Below are 26844 nucleotides of genomic sequence, written 5' to 3'. Positions count from 1 at the left end.
ACCGCCGTATACGGAACCGTACGTACGGTGGTGTGAGAGGTCGGTAGCTGAACTAATCAACTGCCTCCTACTCGATTACCATTTAATTGATTATACGAATGCTTCGTACTTCACGTTTAAGCGAGCTGCGATAGCTTCAATTTCTTCAAGAGTCCGGTCATCAATTTCAATCCCGTTTTTGATATTATTTTCATATGCGAGTGCTTCTTTATCGCCGGCCACATAGATAGTTTTGCCTGGGACAGCAGGTAATGAACGAATATCTTGCAGGTAATTAGAGAATTTTTCAAAGATGGCATCTTTATCGCCAAAAATTGAAGGATCGATAGCAACGAAACTTTGACAAGGGCCCACAGATAGGTCGGTTGGAGTAATTTCATTAGACACATTACCCATGGAAAGAATTGAAGTAAATACTTCAACGATTACACCTAAACCAAAGCCTTTGTGGCTACCAGTATCTTCAGTGACACCACCTAAAGGAGCTAATCCAACGTTAGCATCAGGATCACGAAGTAAATCAAAATCTTCGGTATCATTGTGATCATAGACAGGGGTTTCGCCATCTTTGGCCACCCATAAAGCTGGCAAATCTTTTTCGAGTTTACGATAGACTTCAATTTTACCCTGAGGAACCGTCGTTGTAGCGACATCGAAAATAAAGGTATGGGGCTTTGCTGGCATTGCAAAGGCAATTGGATTAGTCCCAACTAAGGCTTTTGTCGCGTGAGTTGGTAACATGGCAGGACGTGAGTTACATGATGACATCCCCATCAGTCCTTGTTCCGCGGCCATGTTGGCATAGTAACCTGCAATGCCGTAGTGACCGGAATTACGGGTGGTAACAATTCCAATTCCATGTTCCTTAGCTTTTTGAATGGCGATATCCATACTGTAGATGCCGTTAAGTTGGCCTAAACCAAAGTGAGCGTCTACAACGGCACTGACGTCTGTTTCTTTCACAATCTCAGGAGCGCTTTGAACGCGGATTTTACCGTTTTGAATGAAGTTATCATACATGACTAAGCGTTGAACCCCGTGAGATTCAATACCATGTAAATCAGTGTAAATCAACATGTCAGCAGCTTGATGACTTTGTTCCTCTGAGAAACCATAGGCTTTGTAAATGTCGTAGACCAGTTCGTTAATTTTGGTGCTATCATATCGTTTTACCATTATATTATGTTCTCCTGTTCTATGTATAAATTGTATTGTATTTCACATGTTAGTAATAAAATTAAAAAATGTCAATCATTTTCTAATCTAATTTTAATCATAATAACCATAAAAAGAAAGGGTATTTGTGATATTTAACTAAATTAACACAAAAAAATGAAGTAAATTGGTACAATATGTTAAGAAAATAAAGGAAGGTATGTCGATATTGGATATGTTAATTTTGGCCGAAAAGGCTAGTGCAGCAAAGCATATGGCCAAGGCATTTGGTGGTACGAGTGGCACAGTGGCAGGTAAAACGTACAAAATTGTACATGCCCATGGTCACTTAATGGAGTTTAAAGATCCTGAAAAAATGGTGAAGACAGATGCCGAAAAGGAGCGCTACAGTTCTTGGTCGGATATGAAAACAATGCCATGGAATCAGGCCGATTTTTCGTGGGCCAAAACTTACGCAAAGTCATATAATTCATATACGAAAAAATCAAAATCGACGCGAGATGACGTAAATGCAATCAAGAGTGAAGCCGCCAATGCGGATGCTATTTTAATTGCGACGGATAATGATCCTTCTGGTGAAGGGGATTTACTGGGCTGGGAGATTGTCAATGCAATCAAATGGAACAAGCCGGTTTATCGGATTCGATTTGCTGATGAAACACCCAAGTCATTGAATCAAGCAATGCACAGTATGGTCGAAATCACGGACCAATTTAAACAAGGCGAATACCTCAAGTCAGATGCACGGAGCAAATGGGATTTTCTTTCGATGCAGCTGACCAGGATTTCAACGTACGCGGCGCGACAAGCGGGTTATCGAGTAAAGGTAATTAATCAAGGTCGCTTGAAGTCAGTGATTGTCTTAAAAATTTGGCAACAGCAACAATTGATTGATCAATACGTGAAGACCCCGTACTATGAAGCGAAGTTTAAAGATCCCGCTGGTCATATTTTTGCCCGTTCCTTAAAAGATGACGAACAAAAACGAACTGCCCGATTTGCAACTGAAAAAGACGGTCAAGCGGAAGTTGATAAATATACTAAAAGCCCAGTTACTAATATCAAACGCCAACACAAGACTCAAGCTCCCGGGGCCTTGATAGATTTAGCAAAGTTAGGTTCCATTCTGGCGAAGCAAGGGTTTAATTCTAAGGAAGTGCTGGCGACCTATCAAAAAATGTATGAAGCAGAAATTGTTTCGTACCCCCGAACCGAAGATAAGAAAATTACTCAAGAACAATTTAATGAGCTCTTGCCGGTAGTCGATGCGATTGCTCAAGTTGTTGGAGCTAATCAACAGCTCTTAACTCATCGAACCTTGCGGAGCAAACATCGCGCCACAGAAGCAGCCCATGGGGCGAACCGACCAGGAGTTAAAGTCCCTAGTTCGTTAGAATCATTGTCTAAGTATGGTCCGAGTGCGCAGGCGATTTATCGGACATTGGCACTTAATTATTTAGCTATTTTAGGCGAAGACTATCAGTTTGATCGGGTCACTGCAGAATTGGAATTATATCCCGATTTTAAAACTGGGTTTAATGTACCTGTGCAATTGAATTACAAGGCTATTTTTGATGATACTGACTCTGATGATGAGTCTAATTCTGTCAGTGATGTCGTGGGGCCTGAGGCAGAACCATTTGTTTATCAAGGAGCTAATCCTAAGCCAACTAGACCGAGCGCAGATTGGATTGGCAAATTTCTTGAAAAACACAATATCGGCACTGGTGCGACTCGATTGGGCGTGCAAGCTCAACTGACAAGTGGCAAAAATGCATTTATCAAAGATCAAAAAGGCTTTTATACACTGACTCAACCGGGAACCATTGCCGCCGTGTTAGTGCGCGATAGCTGGATTGGATCTCCTAATATCACCAAACAACTATTTGATCATATGGATGAAGTTGGCAAACTCAATGAATCACCGGCGATTGTAGTAAATTCGGCGACTAGAGTGATTGAACATGATTTACCAATTATTTTAAAAAACAGTCGGGAACTAACACAATTTGTCGGGAAACAAGTCAAAGCAACCAAGAAATATGCGGCCAAACCAAAGACAAAGGGTCAATTGACGAACGGCAAAGCAGTCGAGTTTAGTTCGACTTGGGGCGGTCATAAATTTACTGAAGGTGAAATTCAGCAGCTATTGGCCGGCCAGGTAATTTCATTTGCGGCTAAAAGTAAAGCTGGCAAGGCTTATACGGCTAGTGGAATGTTGAAGGAACAAACATATAAGGGCAAAAAGTTTTGGGGATTTAAAGCTGATTTTGGCAAAAAATAAAACACAGAAGTTGTTGGCATTTACCAGCAGTTTCTGTGTTTTATTTAGTCTTTATCTTGTTTGAGTAATTCCATTAAAGCTTGATCTCGTTGCGCGACAATTTTTTGGCCATCTTCACCGTGCCAGTCAAAGAATCCATGGCCAGTTTTTAAACCTAAATTGTTATCTTTAACTTTTTGATTAAGAACTGGATCAACGCCAGTATCATTAGCCAAGTCGTCGTATAGATAGGTACTAACGCCACGGAAGATATCGAGGCCACCTAGATCGGCACTTGCGATGGGTCCAACCAAGCTCCAGCGTCGGCCTAAACTGTATTTGATAATGTCATCAACTGCGGCGGGAGTAGCAATCCCTTCGTCGACAATATGCAGCGCTTCGCGAATCACCGCCAGTTGGATTCGATTCCCGACAAAGCCCAGTGATTCTTTTTGTAGTGGCACACCATGCTTACCAATCTTTTTGATTAATTGTTCGGTCAAATCCATGGTGGCTTGATTAGTTTTTTCGCCAGGAACAATTTCAACTAATGGCATTAATTGAGCCGGATTCCAAAAATGAGCGACGACGAAACGTTCTGGATGTTTTAACACAGATTGAATAGCTGTTGGACTCAGACCAGAAGTATTGGTGGCTAAAATAGTATCGTCGGAGACAAATTCCTCCACATGTTGCCAGACATTTTGTTTAATTTTCAAGTCTTCAATCACAGATTCGATGACAAAATCAGCTCTCGGGAACGCTATTTCATAATCTGTCGTAATGCTGATGCGCTGTGTAATATCTTCTAACGTTTCAGTAATCAGTCCAGCTTTTTGGAAAGTAGCAATGTCGTGGTTGATGGCATCCATTCCCTTTTCAAGTGCATCGTGACTGGAATCTAAAATGGTGACGTGATACCCATGCATGGCAAATTGTAGTGCAGTCGCATGTCCCATTGTGCCAGCCCCAATGTTCGCAATATTTTTAATTTGATTGACGTCCATAATGTTTCCTCCAAATGGTTAAATTTGTTATACGCTTACAACATGATTATAGCGGTAATAAGACGAATATTAAAATAATTAGTTACATATTTAATCTATAACAATTTATTGAAGATATTATAAAATAATTGGATAAATACAATAATAAAAAGGTAAAGCTACTTGTGGAACAAAAAAATGAGTTGCTTTTAAAACTGTTTTTGAATGTTACGCCTATTTATCATTTTATTGTTTTAGGTGAGTAACAATGTGAGAAATTTAACACAATGGCCTATGGTATCGTGTGGTATCGAATTGGTTCAATTGATTACAATGGGTTGAAACAGTCCGAATCATAAGCTTTAGGAATATTTGGAGTCGGGTATAGGGTTGGAAAAATTTGGAGGAATTAATATGAAGAGTAGAAAGTTAAGAAACACTGTGCTATTTTCAGGGGTTGTCTTAGGAGCGCTGGCGTTGGGAGTTGTGACTGATACTAATAACACAACTGTCTTTGCAGACGTGACCACATCAGTCACCAGTGCAGTTCCAGAAAACCAAACAACTAAAACAACTGGAATTAATGATACAGTAGATGCATCGACTGCGACAGACAAGGATTATGATCCTATTAACGTGGGAAATGCTGCCAAAATAAATCCATCACAGGCGATGGATGAAAATGGACAATATACTGGTGTAATTGAACCAAGAATTTCTGACAGAGAAAATTTAGATCAAATGGTCACCGTCATTGATGCTGCCTCACTATTAAATGGTGATACTGCACACTACGTTGAAAAACAAGCAGACGGTAGTTTCCAAGTTAATTCGGTTACTCTAAAGGGTGGACAAGAACCAGCCGAAGTTAAATCCTTTAATGTTGATGTATCGTCTGTTGTATCTGGCGACGTAGTTAGTTTGGACGCCACATTAGATAACGGTGTCAAGCTTCAAATTAGGTCGTCAACACTTCAAGATCCAGCCAAGTATCCTAATCTGGTTAGTGGAAAAACATTCCACGTCTATTTTATTGGACAAAATATGTACGATGACATTCACAATGAGCGCGTAGCTGATGACAGCACGATTGGACAATCTGTTTTCGTCGGATTTGTGAACTCACCTTTAACTTTCCATTATTATAATGCTGAAGGCAAGTTGTCTACCGGAACTTTAAATTTAGTTAATGGAGAAGCAACACCGGTTAATAATCAGACAACTCCACCAGCAGAAACTGAAAAACGAACAGAGCCCGAAACACCAACGGATACTGAAAAACCAACAGAGCCCGAAACACCAACGGATGCTGAATCAACAACAGCGCCTACGACAGTTGTTACCGATGAAAAACAGGCTGTTGCAGAGGATGGCAATAAAGTTCTTACAACGACAACCACCAAAACAGATAATGCTGCAAAAGCAGCTGCTTTGCCACAAACTGGCGATGACATGATGACTGCAATGTTAACAGCGGTACTTGGATTATTTGGTTTGGAACTATTTCTTAGTACAAGTAGAAAAAAATATCGTTTTAAATAGTCCGACTTGAGACAATTGAACAACGTTAAAAATAGCTACGGTCAAGTTGACTGTAGCTATTTTTCGGTAAAATAATTACTTTGGAGGCAGTAACAATGAAACATAAATTGAGTGTAGGTTTAGTCTTATTACCAATCATGATGCTGGGACTGGTATTAACCGGGTGTGGAAAGCAATCCAGTTTTATTGATGCAAAAAAAGATTTCGCGTCTAACATGCAATCAAACCAACAAGTGACGGTGAAGGTGACAAATGCACAAAAATCAGAAAAATTTGATGCAGTCACGGCAACAGTGAATGCACAAAATACTAATAAGGTCAAAATCCATGCCAATGTGAAGTATGATGTCAAATCGTATAGCGGTAATTTGTACGAAAATTTGAAAACGATGTCTATCTATTTGCCTGCAGAAACTTATTACACATATCTTGGTCAACTATCAGGGATGGCACTGCCGTCTAACAGTGCCTTTAATAATAAGTATGTGGAAGTAACAGCGGAACAAATGAACATTACCAAAGATCAGATTAAGAATAATCAAATGATTGGTAGTACGGATAAATATCAAAGTGCGATGGTCGATAATTTGAAGGACGTCCTGAAAAAGAGTGATAATTCAGATTTTAAAAAGGACGGTTCGAAAATCACGTATACCTATACCAAAACACAACTGAAATCATTGATTAAAAAGGCCAATACCGATTTAAAAGCCGACAAGAGCACCAAAGACCTTGCCTTTAATAAAAATGACTTAAAAGGAATTGATTCATTATTGAAAGGGACGACTGTAACAGAAACTGTTGATACCCAAAATAAATCAGTGGATTACTATACAATTAAGCACGATGATGCTCAGTATCAAGTTTCCATTAAAAATACAAAGGCCAGTGATCATGTCATCCTCCCAAGTGGTGATAAAACCATTTCAATGACCGACTTTCAAACAGAAATTCAAGCAGCATTGATGGCAAGTTATGATTAATATCAGCGTGACTTAACAAATAAATAAGTGTAGTGGAGCTGTGACAAAATTAACGTTTTGTATCACAGTTTTTTTGTACAACCATTTTTTAGAATCGGTTCCATAAGTCAACGTCGTAGCCATTCTCAAGAACTGCGCGATTTGTGTTACATTCGCGCTTTATTTTGTTGATGCAGAGTCGAGAGCCCGACGACATAACTAGTGATTTTAAAATGACCAAGGAGCGCGTTAATTACCCAGGCACAACCCCAAACAAAAAGATAGCCAATCGGGAGTAGCAGTAAAATACCCCAAGAGGGTAATGAAACTAAACTTAATAAGCCATAAAGCCCCATTAATGGAATCGTCTGGGTTAGATACATGCCAAATGAATATCGTGAACTGAGTTTAATCAAATGATTTAAGTGGCTGCTTTTTTTGGCAAGTAAGTGGTGGCCCAGGAGCCAAGTAACGCACACAGTGAGGATGCCATAAATGAGCAAATAGGGTTGGTGAATTAATTCGGTTCTACCTAGGGATAAATGCAGGATTTGGCGGTTGTAGAAAAACAAACCAAAGGTACCAATAGCTAAAATGTCGGTGGCACTCCACAGTAACCGTTGATATTTTAACCAAAGATTGGTCAGCTGTTGGTAGTGAGTGGCGGTATAGGCGCCAAAAATAAAATAAAATTGATACGTAAATACATTCATTCCGTATGAGCGGAAGAAAAATGGCCAACTGCTACGATCAACACCAGGAAAAAGATATTTGATACCCAACAATAAAATTAATTGGGTAAGAAAACTGATGCCCAGGACTAATCCTTGGCGGTCAAGTCAATGCCACCATTTTAAAAAGAATGGAAACAAAAGATAAAATTGAATGATGACAAATAAAAAGTACATATAGAATTTATTTCCATGAATTAAAGCGGGCCAGAGATGATTCAAATAACGATGCCAAGTAAAGGAACGAGCTTGATAAATAACGGTATGAAGCATCAAAGTGAGATTCCAAAATAAGTAGGGGATGCCAACACGGCGGGCGCGTTTATACCAAAAAGTAAGCATAAAATCGCTGCTGTTTTGGTATTGGTAGACGAGGACTAAGCCGCTGATAAACATGAAGCCAAAGCGCGTGAAATGTATTGAGAGATGAGACGACTCTAAAAATAATCGACTGAATGATCCGTGACTCATACTGTGGATGAAAGCGGTGGTGACGTGGTTCATTAAGACACCAGAGATGAAAAGTAGTCGCATCAAATCAACCTCGTGTAGATAAGGTTGTGGCTTGTTATCTGTCATTAAAAAATGCCTCCGCTGTTTAGTCTTTATAAATGCTACCAACTAAATATGAATATTGTGAGGCTAAACTGCCAAATTTAGCGATGTAATTTTTGCTTTTTTAAAAGATAAATAAACTAATTTAATCGACAAAAGCGACCAATATGATGAAAAAATAACAACTTTAATTAGAGCTGGTTAAATTGATTTTGACAAATATATTATAAAAACAAGTTGAGTAGGCTTGAATGACGGGATATTTAAGGTATAATAACGAACAAATAGATAAATATCATGAAACTTACTATAATATAATATTTTTGGGGGAGTGTTAGAAGTTATGGTTAAGGACGCTGTTTTTCGCGATACTGAGCTAATTAAAATTCAAATATTGAATATCTTAGTTAATTTGCCAAACCATTCAATATTGGACAAAGATATTATCAAACAAACTGGGGTGTCTCAGTTTAGATTGCAGAATATAATTGAAGAATTAGACACAGAAATTAATCAACATATCGTTGATCCAGATGTGTCATTTAAGTATGAAAATAATTATTTAACTACGCAAAATTTAACTTGTTCGCATATTAAAATTATTCGTTTGGAATATATCGTTAATTCAAACTCATTTAAAATCATGAGATATAATCAGTTTGAAAATAACAGATACAAGCTACACGATTTCTTAGAAGATAACGGGATTGGTCAGCCTAACTATTATCATTTAAGAAAAGAATTGGAACCGTTACTTGAACGCAAAACTGTTTTCGCTATGGTACCGACTTACATTGATAATTTTGAATATGTGAAACGTCGCAAATTAGCTAGTCTCTTTTACTCATACTACACTGATGTCCGGGATCCATTTCCTGAGGTTTCAGAAACAGTCACAGAGTTTATTAATCTGATTTCCAGCAAAATGCCGTTTGATTTGTCACACGCGAATACCGCGAAATTAAGAATCTGTATTTCAGTGCAATTGATGCGGATTAAGAATAAAAACTTCTTAAAGAACTACTCAGTGCCAATGACGCTGAAGACTGAAGAATTGGCGAATGAATTTTCATTGATTTACAAGCAGTTTGCTCAAGATGATGACGTTGACGCATTGACTGAGGCAGTCTTTTTACTAAGTATCTGTTATAGCCAAATCGTCGTTAAAGATCCAGCTAAGTATGGCCAATTTGTTGAATTTGATAGCTATATTCAAAAAAAGAATCATTCTTTATATACTTTTCTTGATAAGTTGCTGGAAATTAATGCATCCGATCACGGATTTAGTCCAGCTGAAATTGATCAAAAAATTGGGTATATTTTGCGGCTCAACGAATGGTTATTGATTTTTGACTTGGGCTTTATCAATGGTGTGCATGATAGCGTTTATCAAAGTCTAGTGGCCAAGTATCCACAACGTTCATTGGTGTCGGATCAGTATGTAGATAAATTAATTACGACTTTTGACTTAGATTTAGAAGAACAATCTTTGAATTATTTAAAATATAATTATTTAATTGGGTTTATGGAAATCATTCCCGATGATTCGGTTGATAAGAACGTTAATATTGCCTTGGATTATGCCAATAGTTTTGCGTATGCTGATTACGTCAAAATGTTGTTACGCCGTTATCCTTCGATTCACATCGATGACTGCTTGTCTGATCACACAGACATCTACATGACTGACGTTTATTCTGATTTTGTCAAAATTCCACAAGTTGTTTGGCCAAATTTGCCTGACAAAAAAGAATTAATTGCGTTTGAAAAAATCGTGCAAAATACACAATTTAATAAAATTAAGCTAGCTGACTAATTCATCCAACTATCCTACAGTTTGTAGGGTAGTTTTTTGTTTGAAATAACCGCAGATAATCGTTATCTTTAAGATAGTAAATGGAAGAATTCATATGACAAAAATTGAATGGAAGAAAACGGAACCCTGGTACTCAACACGGAAAAAGGCAAGAATTCTAACCTTGCCAGATCAACATTATTTTTTAATTGATGGCCTGGGTGATCCTAACCAAGCCGACTTTGCCCAGCGCGTACAAACTCTTTATCCGTTATCATATGCGATTCGAATGAGCTATCGCAATGATTGGGAGATTGATGGGTATCAAGAATATACGGTCTATCCATTACAAGGACATTGGTCAATTCAAGAGCAGTATCTTAATCAGACGCCGATGAAAAAAGATTATTTTAAATACACGATTGGCATTAAACAGCCTGAGTTTGTGACTGCGGCAGTAGCAGAAAAAGCTAAACAACGAGCAGCTGAGAAAGTTGATGCGGCGTTACTTAAACAGGTGAGGTTTGAAACAATTAAAGGTAAACAGGTCGGCCAAATTTTGCATGTTGGTCCATTTGATGAATAACCAGTCAGTTTTGCTAAACTCGAAGACTATTTAAAGACTGAAGGATACCAATGGGTTTCGCATGAACACGATGAAATTTATTTGTCTGATCCAAGAAAAACGGCCCCTGAAAAGATGAAAACTATCTTGCAAGTTGAAATTAAATTGGTATAGACCTCTAAATCGTGGTACAATGACACTAGTCAAATTGAAAGGATGATATTTACATGAAGGTTGGATTTATTGGCGCCGGTGAAATGGCGAAAGCAATTATCAACGGCTTGTTAAAAGCGAACCATGTTTCTGGTTCAGATATCTATCTCCATAGTGCACATGCTAACAATTACGAACCATTTGCTCAGGCAAAAGGCTTAGTGGCTGCTAGTACAAATAAAGAAGTTGTACAAAATTCAGATTATGTAGTGCTGGCAGTGACACCGGATCGTGCAGCTGACGTACTTCGAGAAGTCAATGATGTACTGACAGACAAAGTTTTGATTTCGATTGTTGGAGGAATGAGTATCCAACGGTTAGAAGAATTGACAGGTTATAACACACCTATTTTACGTGCATTACCAAATGTAAATGTCGAAATAACAGCAGGGATGACTGCAATCCATGCGAATGAACAACTCAATGAAGCTCAAACGAAACAAGCAGTTGGGCTATTTGAAGCAATTGGGTCTGTCAGTGAACAGCCAGAAGATAAATTTAGTATTTTTAGTGCGATGGCTGGAAGTGGACCTGCTTACGTGGCCTATTTCATTGATGCAATGAGTCGTGCTGGGGTGAAATACGGCTTGAGCAAACAAACGGCCACTGAAATTGCCGCATCTGTTGTTCAAGGTTCTGCACAGTTAGTGACAGAATCAGGCGAAACACCAATGGATGTTGTTGACGCCGTTTCTTCACCAGGTGGAAGTACAGTTCGCGGGTTACTAGCGATGGAAGAAGCCGGCTTTATGACTTCAATTATTAAATGTATCGACGCTACAATTGGTCAGGACAAAAAAGTAGATTAAAAATTAGGAGTGTAATCAAGCATGAGTATCGTATTAAAACATGCACAAATTTATACAGGGTTAGAATTAATTCGTGACGGCTTTATTCGCTTTGATAAGCAAATTGAAGCAGTCGGTCCAATGAGTGAATTTCGGGCGCAAGCAGGTGATCAAGTCGAATTTGTAAGCGGTAAAAAAATTATCCCTGGATTTATTGATGTGCATACACATGGTGGCTATGGTCTGGACACGATGGATGGAAATGCTGACGAAATTAATACAATGGTTAACAAAATGATACACGAAGGGATTACCACCATTTTCCCAACAACAATGACTCAATCAGATCAAGCTATTGATCATGCTATGAAGGGGGTTGCTGAAGCAGCCAAAGTTAACCCTGTGATTAAGGGAACTCATTTGGAAGGACCATTTATTGCGGCAATTTATAAGGGTGCCCAACCCGAAAAATACATCAAAGATCCTGATCCAAAATTATTGGACCACTGGAATGAACTATCTAATCATTTAGTTCGTTTAATTACGTACGCACCTGAAGATAAGGGTGCACGTGTCTTTGAAGATTATTGTTTGGAACACGGCATTGTCCCATCAGCCGGCCACAGTAATGCAACCCGTGAACAAATGTTAGCTAGTCGTGCAACTCACGTGACTCATTTGTATAACGCACAACGTGAATTTAAGCATCGTGAACCAGGTGTAACTGGACATGCCATGCTTGAAGATGATATGTATTGTGAATTAATTTGTGATGGTTTCCATATTGTCCCTGATATGTTGCGTTTGGCCTTTGAACAAAAGGGTGCCGATAAAATTGAATTGGTTACAGATTCAATGCGTGCTAAAGGAATGCCTGAGGGCGAAAGTGAATTAGGTGGCCAAAAAGTTATCGTTAAGGATAAGCAAGCGCGTTTGGAATCAGGCAATTTAGCTGGCTCCGTCTTGACGTTTAATGATGCCTTTAAGAATGCTATTTCATTCATGAACTGTACCATTGAAGATGCAGTCAAGATGTCATCTGTCAACCAAGCAACCGAATTTGGCTTGGATGATAAAGGAACCCTAGAAGTTGGCAAAGATGCTGACTTGAATATCATGAACAGTACCTTAGATGTTGAACGTGTGTATAGTTATGGACGTCGCTTTGACAATTAATTAAAATTGGTATAGACTTTCGATATTCTTAAATAGCGGAGGAACTGACATATGGCCTCACCGGTATACATTCAAATTCATAATCAAATCAAAGCAGAGATTGAGGACGGCAAGTGGGCAGTTGGTGCTAAAATACCTGCTGAACGTGAACTTTCACTTCAATTTGATGTGAGCAGAATGACGCTACGACAGGCCATCCAAACATTGGTTGACGAAGGAATTCTTGAACGACGAGTTGGTTCTGGAACCTATGTTTCCAATCAAAAGGTTCAAGAAAAAATGTCTGGAGTGACCAGTTTTACCGATTTAATGAAGGCTGCTGGTAAAGTAGCCTCTAGTAAGACGATTTCTTACCATATGACGATGCCATCTCAAAGTGAAATTGATCAATTGAAGTTGAAAAATGGTCAAAAGGTGTTACGAATGGAACGAATTCGTTATGGTAGTGGCGTCCCAATTTGTTTTGAAATTGCGACGATTCCATCTGACTTAATTTCTGGGCTGACTAAAGAAGAAATCACGACCTCCCTTTATAGTTCATTAGAAAATAAGGCAAAGCTTTTCCCTGGGAAAGCGATGCAAACCGTGTCAGCGATGGCAGCATCCGAAAAAATCGCCGAACATCTGGAAGTAAAACGCGGGGATGCTTTGCTTCGTGTCCGCCAATTATCATATCTTCAAGATGGGCGTCCCTTTGAATATGTTCATACCCAATACGTTGGAGATCGGTTTGAATTCGTGTTGGAAAGATAGCCCAGAGTGTGAACCTAATTGTTCAATTCTGGAGCATTTGCAAAGTAAAACAATTAGCCGGGTTTATCGGGTAGTTGTTTTATGAGCTAAGCGAGAGAATTAATTAGGTGAGCACGATTATGTTATGGGCGACATTAATAGCTAGGCGGAAATTGCAGACTTATTGAACGTAATTTGGCTATCGGCTATTTGTTTTATAAGCTACGCAAAAAAATTAATTAGGCGAGCACGATTATGTACTTGCAAAACATCGAAATATGAAATGACATGAGTGGCTCGGCGAAATTTGGCTGACCGCTTTTTTCTTGCGATAAAATCCATGAAACGAGCTAACTAAATTCATAAATAAGTCATTTTTATTCAGTAAAGTATTCTTATGAATTAATTATCAGGAGGAAACAAGTATGAATTTTGTTAAACGAGCTTGGCTTAGTTTAGTCGCTAAGAAAGGTAGAACAGTATTGTTAGCAGTTATCACTTCTGCCATTATGCTTTTCGTTTTAGCAGGGTTACTAATTAATAATGCAGCCGATTCGGCAATTAAAAATGCCAAAGCTAACGTGGGGGCGACCTTAACGTTGTCGGCCAATCGTGAGGCAGCATTTAGTAAATCTCAAGCTAGTAGTTCCTCGACGACGAAAAAGACAGTCAAAATGTCTTCAGTTAAGTTGAGTGATGCTGCTAAGATTGCTAAATTAAACCATGTTGCGAGTTATAATGTTTCGGCAACGGCTTCCGTTAACGCGTCAAGTTTTGATGCAATTACGACAACAAGTAGTTCTAACCAGCCAGGTGGTTCAGATTCGTCTAGTAGTGGTGACATTTCAATTAGCGGGGTAACGAATACTGCTTCATCAACTTCGTTTACTGATGGAACCAATAAAATCACTAAGGGACGTGGAATTACTGCTGGGGATAAGAATACTAACAATGTAGCCATTGAGTCAGAATTAGCCAAACAAGAAAACATTAGTGTTGGTGACACTATTACCGTTAAGTCAACTTCTGGTAGCAAGTCTTACAAACTAAAGGTTGTTGGAATTTATAAGTCTAGTTCAAGTTCATCGACTCAAATGGGCCCCGGCGCCAGTGATCCTGGCAATACAATTTATGGATCATACACGCTAGCTAACACAATTAAGGGGACTAAGTACGCTAATACTGCAGATTCAGTTACCTTTACAATTTCGGCACCATCAAAGATTAGTAGTGTGAAAACCGCTGGTAACAAAATCATCAACAATTCCAAATATACTTTAGCAACCAATGATGCTAGTTATCAAACCGTTAAATCTGCCATGAGCAGTGTTAAGTCATTTTCAAATAAAATCGTCTGGCTTGTGTCAATTGCCGGGACCATTATCTTAGCTTTGATTGTAATCTTGATGGTTCGAGAACGTCGCCATGAAATCGGCATCTTATTGTCGATGGGTGAACAACGATGGAAAATTATTGGGCAACTATTTACTGAAATGGTCATCATTTTAGTCGTTGGGTTAGCTGTTGCTGGAATTGGTGGTAAGTTCGTTGGTGACAAGCTTGGTTCACAATTAGTTTCATCACAATCAGCAACCTCGGCCGGTACAATTTCAGCTCCAGGTGATAAGAACGTGCAAATGAGTGGTAAGCCAAGTGGTGGCGGTGGCGGCAGTATGGCCGGTGGTTCCAAGCCAAGTGGTGGTATGTCTGGTGGGGCAACCGCTGGGACTTCGACAAGCGACACTGACATTGATGTAAACTTATCAGTGGTTGAGATGGTTGAACTGGGAGGCTTTGGTCTCGCAATTATGTTCCTATCGGTCTTACTCGCTTCCGGCGGAATACTCCGATTACAGCCCAAGAAAGTGTTAATTGATTAAATGGAGGTATTTATATGTTAGCGACGAAAGACTTAGGATACTGGTACGACAATCCAGATAATATTTTATTTGAAGAAGTCAATTTAGAATTTGACACTGGTAAGTTATATGCGATTGTTGGACAAAGTGGTTCAGGTAAAACAACTTTTCTATCACTGTTGGCTGGTCTTGATACGCCTAAAATGGGTTCGATAGAATTCAATGGCAGTGATTTGAAACGCATCGGTTTAAACAATTACCGCAAAAAAGACGTGTCAGTAATTTTTCAATCATATAATCTCTTTACTTACATGTCACCACTCAATAATTTAATGACGGCCATGGCTGTAACCAATGCTGAACATAAGGGTGATAAAGAATATGCCCGAGATATGTTGCGTCAATTAGGACTATCTGAATTACAAATGGATAAAAATGTGCAACACTTATCCGGTGGACAACAACAACGGGTGGCAATTGCCAGGACATTAGTGTTAGATGCCCAAGTGATTGTTGCTGATGAGCCCACTGGAAATTTGGATGAAGACAATACCGCAGAAGTAATTGAACTCTTCCAAAGAATCGCGCATGAACGTGATAAGTGTGTCATCATCGTGACCCATGAAACCGCGGTGGCGGCTGCATGTGATGTCTCCTATCGACTATCGCACCACGTGTTTACGAAAGAATAATTTAAGATAACTATTATGAGCGAAGCCGAATAATGAGGCTTCGTTTTTTGTTCAATCGTAATTAATATTGTTATTTCATCAATGATGGCCAAACGTGGTAAAATGATAGCGTTATGTATTTACAGTAATAAAATTACGGAGGGTACCTAATCATGAGTTACCAATTTCCAGATGACAGTTGCACATTACATACGGACGCATACGAACTCAGTATGATGCAAACGTATTGGAAAAAAGGAATCGGTCAGCGCCGAGCTGTTTTTGAAGCGTATTTCCGCGACATGCCGTTTAAGAATGGTTATGCAGTTTTTGCAGGCCTACAAAGAGTTGTGGAATATATCGAACAGTTAACCTTTTCAAAGAGTGATATCGAATATTTAAGAACAACGAACCAATTTGATGATGACTTTTTGGATTATTTAAAAGATTTTAAATTTGAAGGCTCAATTAACAGTGCCGTTGAAGGCGAACTTGTCTTTAACAATGAACCGATTATTCAAGTTGATGCACCATTGATGGTGGGTCAATTAATTGAAACAGCAATCTTGAATATTATTAATTATCAAACCTTGATTGCGACCAAAGCAGCCCGAATTAAATCAGTCGTGGGGACTGATCCAGTGCTGGAATTTGGTTCTCGTCGTGCACAAGAAATGGATGCAGCCATCTGGGGAACCAGAGCGGCTTATATTGGTGGCTTTGATGCAACCAGTAACGTTCGTGCTGGGAAGCTATTTAATATTCCAATTAGTGGTACTCATGCCCATGCACTAGTGCAAGCTTATATGAACGATTATGATGCTTTCATGGCATACGCCGAAACCCATCGTGATTGTGTCTTTTTGGTGGACACATTTGATACGTTAAAGAGTGGGGTGCCAAACGCAATTCGAGTAGCGAAGGAAATGGGAGACAAGATTAATTTCCAAGGAGTTCGCATTGATAGTGGTGATATGGCCTACATTTCAAAACGTGTGCGTGAAATGTTGGATGAAGCTGGTTTTCCTGATGCAAAAGTTTATGCTTCCAACGATTTAGATGAAAAGACAATTTTGAACTTGAAAATGCAACACGCAAAGATTGATGTTTGGGGCGTGGGTACTAAGTTGATTACTGCTTTTGATCAACCAGCTTTGGGTGCCGTTTATAAGTTAGTGTCATTTGAAAATGATGATGGCAAAATGATTGATACCATCAAAATTTCTAGTAATGCTTCGAAGGTTTCAACTCCAGGTAAGAAACAGGTTTGGCGAATTACTGACACCGGGGATGGCAAATCAGAAGGTGATTACATCACATTATTTGATGAAGATCCACAAGCTCAAGATTCAATTTATATGTTTAGCCCAGATTACACGTATATCAACAAGACGGTTGAGAATTTTGAAGCTCGCGCTGTGTTGCAGCCAATTTATGAGAATGGCAAATTAACCTATGACTTACCTTCTTTGGAAGATATTAAGAAGGGATCGCAAGCACGCCTAAACTTATTATGGGATGAATATAAACGTGATTTGAATCCACAAATTTATCCTGTTGACTTGTCTCAAAAGTGTTTTGATAATAAAATGGAGATTATTAACGAAGTTCGTGATTATGTAAATAAGTTGAATTTTTAATGAGGTGAGAGAATGAGTCCAAAACAAACTGAAATCATCAATGCGTTACAAGTACAACCAACGATTGATGTTCAAGAAGAGATTAGAAATAGTATTGATTTTTTGAAACAATATTTATTGAAGACTGGTCTAAAAGGATTAGTCCTCGGAATTTCAGGTGGACAAGATTCTTCACTAGCAGGTAAGTTATCACAATTGGCCATGGAAGAATTACGTAAAGAGACGGGCAACAGTGATTATCAATTTATTGCGGTTCGTTTGCCATATGGAAGTCAAGCCGATGAATCGGATGCAATGGCTTCAATTGAGTATATTCAACCCGACAAAACTGTTCGAGTAAATATTAAAGAAGCAGTAGATGCAACTGTCGCTGCGGTAGAAGAAAACAACATTACTGTGTCTGATTTTAATCGTGGTAACATTAAGGCCCGCCAACGAATGATTGCTCAATATTCGGTTGCTGGTGGATTTAATGCAGCGGTGGTTGGAACTGATCATGCTGCCGAAGCGGTCACCGGATTTTATACTAAGTTTGGGGATGGCGGAGCAGATGTGACGCCACTCTGGCGTTTAAACAAACGTCAAGGGAAAGCATTGCTTAAAGCTCTTGATGCACCTGAACATTTATACGTTAAAGTACCGACAGCAGATCTTGAAGATGATCGACCCGCTTTACCTGATGAAGTCGCATTAGGGGTAAAGTATGACGATATCGATGACTATTTGGAAGGCCGTGAAGTACCAGCCAAATCAGCTGCAACCATTGAAAATTGGTATAATAAAACCCAACACAAACGCCACCTTCCAATCACTGTTAAAGATGAATGGTGGAAATAAGTAAAAGCGAAGCCAACTGGTCAGCTACAGAGCATTCGTGATAGAAAAATAAATACCTCGATTTCATATTGAAGTCGAGGTATTGTTATGAATAGATTCAATAAAGGGGAATACAAACTTAATGGAAGAACAAACTGTTCAACTAGTTAAAAATAATTTGCAGGGAATTAGCGGCAAGCAAGTCAACACGGTCTTAAAACTCATGGATGATGGCAATACTGTGCCGTTTATTGCACGTTATCGAAAAGAAATGACTGGTAGTTTGGATGAAGTCCAAATTCAAGACATTGAAACTGAATATAAGCGCGTAACAACTCTTCAAGACCGAAAGACGGCGGTTGTTAAAAGTATTGCTGAACAAGGTAAGCTAACTGAAACGTTAGAAAAGAAGATTCAATCTGCGGAAAAAATTCAAGATGTGGAAGATTTATATTTGCCATACAAGCAGAAAAGACAGACTAAAGCGATGGTCGCAAAAGAAAGAGGCTTAGAGCCATTAGCTAACTGGATCTTGTCGTTCCCAACTGACAGTTTAACCACCAAAGCCGAGCAATTTGTTGATGCTGATAAAAAATTGCCTGATGTCCAAGCTGTACTTGATGGATCACATGAAATTTTAGCCGAAGCATTTAGTGAAATTGCGGTTGTTCGTAACTGGATTCGTAACCAAACTATGACCAATGGGACAGTCGAAACGACGGTTAAAACGAAGGGTAAAGAGCTTGACGAATTAGGAGTTTATCAACAATATTATCAATTCGAAGAACCCATCAAACGCATGTCGTCGACCAGAACGATGGCCATCAATCGCGGTGAAAAAGAAAAAATATTAACCGTCAAAGTTAAGGTTGAAACTGAACCAATAATGACCTTCTTTAGATTTAGATTGATTGGCAAACATGCAGATAGTGAAGCAACACAGTTTATTGAAGTAGCCTATCAAGATGCGTATAAACGCTTTATTGGTCCAGCAATTGAACGTGAAATTCGGAATAGTTTAACAGACGATGCCCAAGAACAATCGATTAAAGTGTTCGGTCAAAATCTGTACAACTTATTGATGCAGGCGCCAATTAAAGGCAAGGTTGTGTTAGGATTTGATCCGGCTTATCGTACTGGATGTAAGTTGGCGGTCATCGATGAAAATGGTAAGTTTTTAGAAAAAGCTGTTATTTATCCACATAAGCCAGCGCCCGAAGCAAAACGACAAGCCGCTCAACAAGAATTTATTGATTTGTTAACGAAATATCATGTTGAAATGATTGCCATTGGTAACGGGACTGCAAGTCGTGAATCAGAACTATTTGTGGCGGAAGCAATTACGAAAATCAAACAACCCATTTATTATGTAATCGTCAATGAAGCGGGTGCGTCAGTTTATTCAGCTAGTCAAGAAGCACGAGATGAATTTCCCGACTTGCACGTTGAGCAACGTAGTGCCATCAGCATTGGACGGCGGTTGCAAGATCCATTAGCCGAATTAGTCAAAATTAACCCAGAGTCGGTGGGTGTGGGTCAGTATCAACATGATCTACCAGCGAAAGATTTAGATAGTGAGTTGGATGTGGTCGTTGAACGGGCAGTCAACCGTGTCGGTGTTAATCTAAATACGGCCAGTTACCAATTACTGACGCATATTTCTGGCTTGTCGAAAACGATAGCTGAAAATATTGTCAAATATCGTGATGAAAATGGGCGTTATAATAGTCGAACAGAATTGAAAAAAGTTCCACGTTTAGGATCTAAAGCATTTGAACAATCAGTTGGCTTTTTGAGAATCATTGGTGGCAAAACGCCATTAGATAATACCGATATTCATCCAGAAAGTTATGCCACGGCCAAAAAAGTATTAATCGCAGCCGGTGTGGATGCTAAAGAGTTAGGTACTGATTCAGCAGCTGACAAACTCAAACAAATTAATGCCAAACAATTACCAACTGACGAGTCAGTCGGAATGGAAACTTTGAATGATATTTTAAATAGTTTGCAAAATCCAGGCCGTGATTTACGTGATAACATGCCAGCGCCGTTATTACGTAAGGATGTTTTAACTATGGAAGATTTGAGCGAAGGCATGAAGCTGGAAGGTACGGTGCGAAACGTAGTTGATTTTGGTGCTTTTGTCGATATTGGTGTGAAGCATGATGGTCTGGTGCACGTTTCTAAGCTAACTAAAAAGTTTGTGTCTGATCCTAAGCAAGTTGTCTCCGTTGGCGATATTGTGGAAGTATGGATTGATTCAGTGGACTTGAATCGACAAAGAATTCAGTTGACGATGATTGATCCGAAAGAGTAAAAAATGACGAATTTAGAATTACAAAATTTAACACAAAAATTGTCGACTGAAAAATTTAATCGACCATTTATCCATGATGTCTATTTTAACCAACGGCTGCGGACTACTGGTGGCCGCTATCATTTGAACAATCATCATATTGATATTAATCCGAAAATGATTGATCAATTTGATATGGATAACTTGGTGGGTGTGATTTTACACGAACTGTGTCACTATCATCTACATTTAACAGGTAAGGATTATCATCATGGTAGTCATGACTTTAAAGCATTGTTGCAGCAAGTTGGTGGAAGTCGTTATGCGCCAATTCCTGCGACTGAACAAGCAAAGATGGTGCGCTATCAATGCCAATCATGCTGGAATGTTGTAGTGAGGCGCAGAAAATTAAATGTGAAACGCTATGTTTGTGCTAGATGTGGTGGCCGATTGAAGTTAATTTAATCAATTTGAGTATTGTCATCTGCAAAAATATTTGCTATGATAGTATTCGTTGATGCGGCGGTGGCGGAACTGGCAGACGCGCAAGATTAAGGATCTTGTGGACAATTATGTCCGTGGAGGTTCAAGTCCTCTTCGCCGCATATTATACGATTGAAAGAGTTTGGTGTGAGCCGAACTCTTTTTGTTTGTTTAAAGTTTATGTAGATAAGTAGCATTTTCAATGTCGCTACGATAAAATGTAGTGGTTCGCAAATTGAAAGTAGGGATTATGATGGAAACTTTTGCTAAAATTACTGCAACCGCGGGCTATGTGCCAGACCGGATTGTAGCCAATGAAGAACTTGCCGAATTGATGAATACGTCAGATGATTGGATTGTGGCCCATACCGGAATTCACACGCGTCACTATGCAATGAATCAGGAAAACACGTCAGATTTATCGGTGCAAGTTGGACAAAAGTTAATTGAACAAGCTGGTATTGACGCTGAAGAGATTGATTTAATTATCATTTCCACGATTACGCCAGATTCATTAACTCCATCAACTGCTGCAATTGTGCAAGGAAAGCTACATGCCAAAAATGCGATGGCCTTTGACCTCAGCGCAGCCTGTGCGGGGTTTGTTTATGCCATGAGCGTAGCGGATAAAATGATGCGTAGTGGATTATATCGCCACGCAATCGTGATTAGCGCTGAAGTTAATTCCAAAATGATGGATTTTACAGACAGAACATCCACGGTTTTCTTCGGGGATGGAGCTGGTGGTGCGCTATTGAGCCAAACCGATGATGCCGCACAAGAATTTTTAATTGATGAAAAAATTGAAACTGATGGAACTGGGGCCACCACTATCCATAGCGGTCGAGTTAACCCAATTACTCACATTAGCGCTGATAATTTTCCGGTGACTGATGCTTTTTATCAAGATGGTCGTTCGGTATTTGAATTCGCCACCCAAACGGTGCCAGTTCAAATGCGGGAATTGTTATCAAAAAATCATTTAAGCGGGAATGATTTAGAGGCCGTAATTTGTCATCAAGCTAATCTAAGAATTATTGAAAAAATAAGTGACACACTCGGAGTCGATATGGGCAAGTTTCCGCACACGGTTGAACGGTTTGGTAATACATCGTCAGCCGGAATTCCGTTGACTTTGTCTACACTCGAACACGCAGACAAACCTGTATTGTTAACAGGATTTGGTGCAGGCTTGGCTTATGGTAGTATACTCATTAGGATGTAATTGATATGAATGTAAAACAAATTAATACTTTAATTTCACAATTAAAAAAAATAGATTTCACACATGCTCGAATTAAAATTGATGATTTCGAACTGGAAATTGATCGAGATGGTTCCGAACAAATCGTTGATTCCGATACGGAAGTCATTACTAGCCCAATGATTGGCATCTTTCATCAAAATGAGCAGCCAATCAAGGTTGGTGACGTGGTAGACAAGACTGCCGTCTTAGGTCAAATCGAGAGCATGAAACTCTATAATGAGTTAGTTGCTGGGGTAGAAGGTCAAATAACGAAGGTCTTAGTTGCTGATGGAGCAGCAGTTGAATTCGGCCAAAACTTATTTGAGATTGAATTAAACGAGGATATTTAGGGTCATGTTTAAAAAAGTTTTAATTGCTAATCGTGGAGAAATTGCCTGTCGATTGATTCGGGCTTGCCAACAATTAAATATAAAAACAGTTGCAGTTTATTCGACTGTTGATAAAGATGCGACATTTGTCCAAATGGCAGATGAAGCTTTTTGTATTGGGTCATCTGCAGCCACGGCGTCTTATTTGAATCGTGAAGCAGTTTTAATGGCTGGGGTGATTGCGAATGTTGATGCAATTCATCCGGGCTATGGCTTTTTAGCAGAAGATGGAATGTTTGTGCAAATGTGTGAACAGTGCGGGATTCAATGGTTAGGACCTCGGTCTGAAATTATTGCCTTGATGGGTGATAAAGCGTCTGCTCGTAAATTTGCAGCGAGTCGAGGAGTTGCTATTATTCCAGGGACACAAGTCATCGACGATACAGAAAAAATTACCGTAGCAGCGACAAAACTTGGTTTTCCTTTGTTAATCAAAGCCAGTCGTGGTGGTGGCGGTAAAGGAATCAAAAAAGTTACACGCCTAGAAGAATTGGACAATATGGTTCAGTTAGCCAAAGGTGAATCACAATCTGCGTTCGCGAATGGTGAAATTTATTTGGAAAAAGTTTTAACCCAAGCGCGCCATATTGAAATTCAAATTATTGGTGATCAAAAGGGGCATATTCAAATTTTAGGTGACCGTGATTGCACGTTGCAAATTGGTCGCCAAAAGGTGATTGAAGAAAGTACGGCGACTTTTATTACTGGCGCTCAACGGCGAGAACTCGGTCAAGCAGTTCATCAATTGCTTGATGGGGTCGGTTATCAAGGGCTAGGCACGGTTGAATTTTTGTTTTGTGAAGACCGCTTTTATTTCTTAGAAATGAACACCCGATTACAAGTTGAACACGGTGTGACTGAAGCAACTTCTGGATTAGATGTGGTTTTATTACAGCTACAACTGGCTTCAGGCCAAGGAAAAATTGCCAGTGAAAATACACCAACTCATAGTGGAGTGGCAATTGAAGCTCGGATTACCATGAATCTGAATTCAAAAGAAGCACGTTTGGACACGTTTGAGGTGCCAGCCGATGTCCGAGTTGATACTGGCTACCAAACTGGTGACAAGATTACGCCATACTATGATGCCTTATTAGCAAAAATTATTGTACATGGTGAGACTAGAATGGCTGCCATTCAAAAAATGCAACAAGCTTTGTCAGAAGTAAGAATCAGTGGTATTGATACCAATCTAGAGTTGTTACAGCAAATTATGGATAACACGAAGTATCAGCAAAACTCATTTACAATCGAAACGTTAGATGCGGGGATGGTGAAACAATATGAGTCACTTACCAGCTAATGGAACGTGGAGTAAATGTCCATTTTGCAATGCTCATGTGAACCAACTAGAGTGGGGCTTTTATAAGCAATGTCCACATTGTCATCGTTATCTACGGCTCACGGCGCAACAACGAATTAATCAAGTGGTTGATGCGAATTCATTTAGTCAAATTGACACGAATGTTGAATCGACAAACCACTTGAATGTGCCAGAATACACCCAAAAACTAGCTAAAGCACATCAGCAAAGTGGATTAGATGAAGCAATGGTGATTGGTCAAGCCAAAATCAAGGCACAGCCAACATTAATCGGGGTAATGGACACTCATTTTATGATGGGAACGCTGAATACTGCTGTGGGCATGATTATTAAGCAATTGTATTTAGAAGGTGCACAACGACGATTACCCATCGTCATTTTCATTGCCTCTGGTGGAGCGCGAATGCAAGAAGGCATCTATTCATTACTTCAAATGAACACGATTCTCAATGCGAAGCGAGCTTTTGACCAACAAGACTTGTTTTCGATGAATGTTTTAACGGACCCAACCATGGGTGGCGTTTCGGCTAGCTTTGCCTTTGAAGGTGATATTGTGATTGCCGAAAAATATACCCAAATTGGATTTGCGGGTCGTCGCGTGATTGAAACTATTTCTAACGAACAGTTACCAGTTGATTTTCAAGATGCTGATCATTTAAAGCAACATGGCTTGTTAGATGACGTGATTGAACGAGCTGCTATTGCTGACTATGTCGGGAAAATGTTGAAATTGCACCAAGGAGAATAAACATGCTAGATAAACAGCTTCAAATTATCAGAAGTAGTCATCGAATCTCTAGTGCTGACTTATTAGGCCAAATTGTGACGGATTTTACCGAAATTCATGGAGATCGAGTTTTGGGGGATGATCCTGCCCTGACGGCCGGAATTGCTCTATTTGAAGGCATGCCGGTGACGGTACTCGCAGTTAATCGTGGTCATAGTATGCAAGAACGCCAACGATTTAATGGTGGACAAGTACGAGTCAGTGGCTATCGTAAAGCTTTAAGAATGATAGTGGCGGCAGAAAAGTTCCACCGTCCAGTGATTTCACTGATTGATATGCCTGGCGCTGATGCTAGTGTTGACTCTGAAGATCACGGGCAGAGCCAAGCCATTGCAGATTTAATGAGTAAAATGGGTGCATTGACCGTTCCGAATATTGCTGTCTTTCTTGGTGAAGGTCATAGTGGTGGGGCACTAGCTTTATCGAATGCCAACCGGATTTTAATGCTTGAATCGGCCTTATTTTCCGTGGCCTCTCCAGAAGCAGTTGCAGCTATTATTACTACCGACGATGACGTCAGTGAATATCTGCCAATGACAGCTAGTCAGCTGTTAAAAATTGGAGTAAATGATGAAACTATTTTGGAAAATCAGAATTTAGTCATCAATTTAAAAACGGCATTGAAAAAACATGTGTCTTCATTAACACCATTATCAGCAGAAGAATTAATTACAGATCGCAGTAATAAATTTAACCAAGTGTTGAACACCTGGAAGTAAGAATGGAAGCCCTACCAGGTGGTACGGCTTTTTTATTTTGCAATTTAATCCTTGATACGTGTGCTATACTTTTTACATTACATATTTTGGAGGCATAGAAGTGTCAGTCTTTTTATCGAGTGTTTCGGGAGTTTTGATTATTCTAATCATGGTCGTGATTGGATACATATTGGCAGAAAAAAAGTGGTTTGATGAAAATTCCACTCGTCTTTTGTCAAAGTTAGTTACACAAATTGCTCTACCAGCATACATGATCACCACCATTATGCGTGATTTTACCGCCCACGATTTAAAAACATTGTTACCTGATTTGAGATATCCAGTTATTTCAATGTTAATATTGTTTGCATTGTCATTTGCCGTGTCTAATGCATTACATATTAAAAAATCACATGCGGGACTCTTTTCATCAATGTTCTTTAACTCAAATACAGTGTTTGTCGGATTACCAATTAATTTAGCTTTGTTTGGTGATAAATCCTTACCCTACGTTTTAGTTTATTACATGGCCAATACGACCTTCTTTTGGACTTTAGGCGTTTATCTAATTCAAAAAGACGGGATGGGTAAAGTTAAAATTGATATCTGGACCACTGTTAAGAAAGTCTTTTCACCACCATTGATGGGTTTTGTGGTTGGAGTTATCTTTGTAATTTTGCATATTAAATTGCCAGCATTTATCGTGAGCGATTTAGACTATATCGGTGGGCTAACCATTCCTTTATCAATGCTGTTTATCGGGATAGCCGTATCAAATGCGGGTATTTCGCGAATGCGACTTAATCCTGATTCATTAGGAATTATCATTGGTCGATTTATTTTTTCACCAATTTTAATGATGATTTTAGTCTTGCCAAGTAGCATGTCAGATTTGATGAAACAAGTCTTCATTTTACAAGCTGCAATGCCTGTCATGACTAATGCGCCAGTTGTTTCTAAATTGTATGATGCGGATGCGGATTACGCCGCCATCATGGTCACGGAAACCACGTTACTTAGCATCATTGTGGTACCTATTTTGATGGTTATTATCAAAACGATGATTTAAAAAAGTAGTATCATAGACTTATTGACCACATTTAGTCTGTGCAGATTGGACAATAGATGTGGCTGAGATGAGATGATAATCT

The 26844-nt window shown here is 39.3% G+C and carries 21 protein-coding genes, 1 tRNA gene and 2 pseudogenes; 21 read left to right on the top strand and 3 right to left on the bottom strand.

Annotated features, from left to right (window positions below; translation table 11 throughout):
- Positions 1-90: 90 nt before the first annotated feature.
- Positions 91-1176, bottom strand: a complete 1086-nt coding sequence (locus FFM59_RS02025; RefSeq protein ID WP_137601394.1) for an Ldh family oxidoreductase — start codon at positions 1174-1176, stop codon at positions 91-93.
- 205 nt (positions 1177-1381) lie between these two features.
- Between FFM59_RS02025 and FFM59_RS02020 the strand changes: the two genes are divergently transcribed.
- The gene (locus FFM59_RS02020) at positions 1382-3460 is read left to right on the top strand and encodes a DNA topoisomerase (RefSeq protein WP_137601397.1); all 2079 of its coding nucleotides are present in this window, start codon (positions 1382-1384) and stop codon (positions 3458-3460) included.
- A gap of 44 nt (positions 3461-3504) precedes the next feature.
- Here the strand turns inward: FFM59_RS02020 and FFM59_RS02015 are convergent, their stop codons facing one another.
- On the bottom strand, positions 3505-4446 hold the full coding sequence (locus FFM59_RS02015) for a 3-hydroxyacyl-CoA dehydrogenase family protein (RefSeq protein WP_137601393.1): 942 nt from the start codon (positions 4444-4446) through the stop codon (positions 3505-3507).
- 393 nt (positions 4447-4839) lie between these two features.
- On the opposite strand from FFM59_RS02015, the gene FFM59_RS10080 reads away from it, so the two are divergent.
- Both FFM59_RS10080 and FFM59_RS02005 read left to right on the top strand, forming a co-directional pair.
- On the top strand, positions 4840-5967 hold the full coding sequence (locus tag FFM59_RS10080; RefSeq protein WP_137601392.1) for an LPXTG cell wall anchor domain-containing protein: 1128 nt from the start codon (positions 4840-4842) through the stop codon (positions 5965-5967).
- 95 nt (positions 5968-6062) lie between these two features.
- The gene (locus tag FFM59_RS02005; RefSeq protein ID WP_137601391.1) at positions 6063-6950 is read left to right on the top strand and encodes a hypothetical protein; all 888 of its coding nucleotides are present in this window, start codon (positions 6063-6065) and stop codon (positions 6948-6950) included.
- A 146-nt stretch (positions 6951-7096) separates the two neighbouring features.
- On the opposite strand, the pseudogene FFM59_RS10375 reads toward FFM59_RS02005, so the two are convergent.
- Positions 7097-8239 (bottom strand): annotated as a pseudogene (locus FFM59_RS10375) (acyltransferase).
- Positions 8240-8546: 307 nt separating this feature from the next.
- Between FFM59_RS10375 and FFM59_RS01990 the strand changes: the two are divergent.
- The 18 genes and pseudogenes from FFM59_RS01990 to FFM59_RS01905 all read left to right on the top strand — a co-directional run bounded on the left by FFM59_RS01990 (position 8547) and on the right by FFM59_RS01905 (position 26762).
- Positions 8547-10031 (top strand): hypothetical protein, encoded by a 1485-nt coding sequence (locus FFM59_RS01990; protein WP_137601388.1) that lies wholly within the window; start codon positions 8547-8549, stop codon positions 10029-10031.
- Between the two features lie 94 nt (positions 10032-10125).
- Positions 10126-10749: pseudogene (locus FFM59_RS01985) on the top strand (GyrI-like domain-containing protein).
- A 53-nt stretch (positions 10750-10802) separates the two neighbouring features.
- The gene (proC, locus tag FFM59_RS01980) at positions 10803-11597 is read left to right on the top strand and encodes a pyrroline-5-carboxylate reductase (protein WP_170175900.1); all 795 of its coding nucleotides are present in this window, start codon (positions 10803-10805) and stop codon (positions 11595-11597) included.
- 21 nt (positions 11598-11618) lie between these two features.
- A complete protein-coding gene (nagA, locus tag FFM59_RS01975) occupies positions 11619-12752 on the top strand; it encodes an N-acetylglucosamine-6-phosphate deacetylase (RefSeq protein WP_137601386.1) in 1134 nt (377 codons plus the stop codon).
- Between the two features lie 51 nt (positions 12753-12803).
- The gene (locus FFM59_RS01970; protein WP_137601385.1) at positions 12804-13505 is read left to right on the top strand and encodes a GntR family transcriptional regulator; all 702 of its coding nucleotides are present in this window, start codon (positions 12804-12806) and stop codon (positions 13503-13505) included.
- Between the two features lie 404 nt (positions 13506-13909).
- Positions 13910-15364, top strand: coding sequence for an ABC transporter permease (locus tag FFM59_RS01965; RefSeq protein WP_137601384.1), 1455 nt, complete (start codon positions 13910-13912; stop codon positions 15362-15364).
- Between the two features lie 14 nt (positions 15365-15378).
- Complete coding sequence (locus tag FFM59_RS01960; protein ID WP_137601383.1) at positions 15379-16035, top strand: ABC transporter ATP-binding protein; 657 nt, start codon at positions 15379-15381, stop codon at positions 16033-16035.
- A 152-nt stretch (positions 16036-16187) separates the two neighbouring features.
- Positions 16188-17654, top strand: a complete 1467-nt coding sequence (locus tag FFM59_RS01955) for a nicotinate phosphoribosyltransferase (RefSeq protein WP_137601382.1) — start codon at positions 16188-16190, stop codon at positions 17652-17654.
- 12 nt (positions 17655-17666) lie between these two features.
- Positions 17667-18491 (top strand): NAD(+) synthase, encoded by an 825-nt coding sequence (gene nadE / locus FFM59_RS01950; RefSeq protein ID WP_137601381.1) that lies wholly within the window; start codon positions 17667-17669, stop codon positions 18489-18491.
- Positions 18492-18612: 121 nt separating this feature from the next.
- Entirely contained in the window at positions 18613-20787 is a 2175-nt protein-coding gene (locus tag FFM59_RS01945) for a Tex family protein (RefSeq protein WP_137601380.1), read from the top strand.
- A 3-nt stretch (positions 20788-20790) separates the two neighbouring features.
- The gene (locus tag FFM59_RS01940; protein ID WP_137601379.1) at positions 20791-21231 is read left to right on the top strand and encodes a SprT family protein; all 441 of its coding nucleotides are present in this window, start codon (positions 20791-20793) and stop codon (positions 21229-21231) included.
- A 54-nt stretch (positions 21232-21285) separates the two neighbouring features.
- Positions 21286-21371, top strand: a tRNA-Leu gene (locus FFM59_RS01935).
- Between the two features lie 131 nt (positions 21372-21502).
- Positions 21503-22474 carry a beta-ketoacyl-ACP synthase III gene (locus tag FFM59_RS01930; protein WP_137601396.1) on the top strand — a complete coding sequence of 324 codons (972 nt, stop codon included), beginning with the start codon at positions 21503-21505 and terminating at the stop codon, positions 22472-22474.
- A gap of 5 nt (positions 22475-22479) precedes the next feature.
- Positions 22480-22845, top strand: a complete 366-nt coding sequence (locus FFM59_RS01925; protein ID WP_137601378.1) for an acetyl-CoA carboxylase biotin carboxyl carrier protein — start codon at positions 22480-22482, stop codon at positions 22843-22845.
- A 4-nt stretch (positions 22846-22849) separates the two neighbouring features.
- Positions 22850-24187: an ATP-binding protein gene (locus FFM59_RS01920; RefSeq protein WP_137601377.1), complete on the top strand. Its 1338-nt coding sequence runs from the start codon at positions 22850-22852 to the stop codon at positions 24185-24187.
- On the top strand, positions 24168-24956 hold the full coding sequence (locus FFM59_RS01915) for an acetyl-CoA carboxylase carboxyltransferase subunit beta (protein WP_137601376.1): 789 nt from the start codon (positions 24168-24170) through the stop codon (positions 24954-24956). Before FFM59_RS01920 ends, FFM59_RS01915 begins: the two co-directional genes overlap by 20 nt.
- Before the next feature lie 2 nt (positions 24957-24958).
- The gene (accA, locus tag FFM59_RS01910; protein ID WP_137601375.1) at positions 24959-25714 is read left to right on the top strand and encodes a carboxyltransferase subunit alpha; all 756 of its coding nucleotides are present in this window, start codon (positions 24959-24961) and stop codon (positions 25712-25714) included.
- A 100-nt stretch (positions 25715-25814) separates the two neighbouring features.
- On the top strand, positions 25815-26762 hold the full coding sequence (locus FFM59_RS01905; RefSeq protein ID WP_137601374.1) for an AEC family transporter: 948 nt from the start codon (positions 25815-25817) through the stop codon (positions 26760-26762).
- Positions 26763-26844: the final 82 nt, after the last annotated feature.

The sequence above is a fragment of the Paucilactobacillus nenjiangensis genome (genome assembly GCF_005405445.1).
Classification (GTDB): Bacteria; Bacillota; Bacilli; order Lactobacillales; family Lactobacillaceae; genus Paucilactobacillus; species Paucilactobacillus nenjiangensis.
The sequence above is the reverse complement of the archived record's forward strand: the minus strand, read 5'-3'. Positions and strand labels throughout refer to the sequence as shown.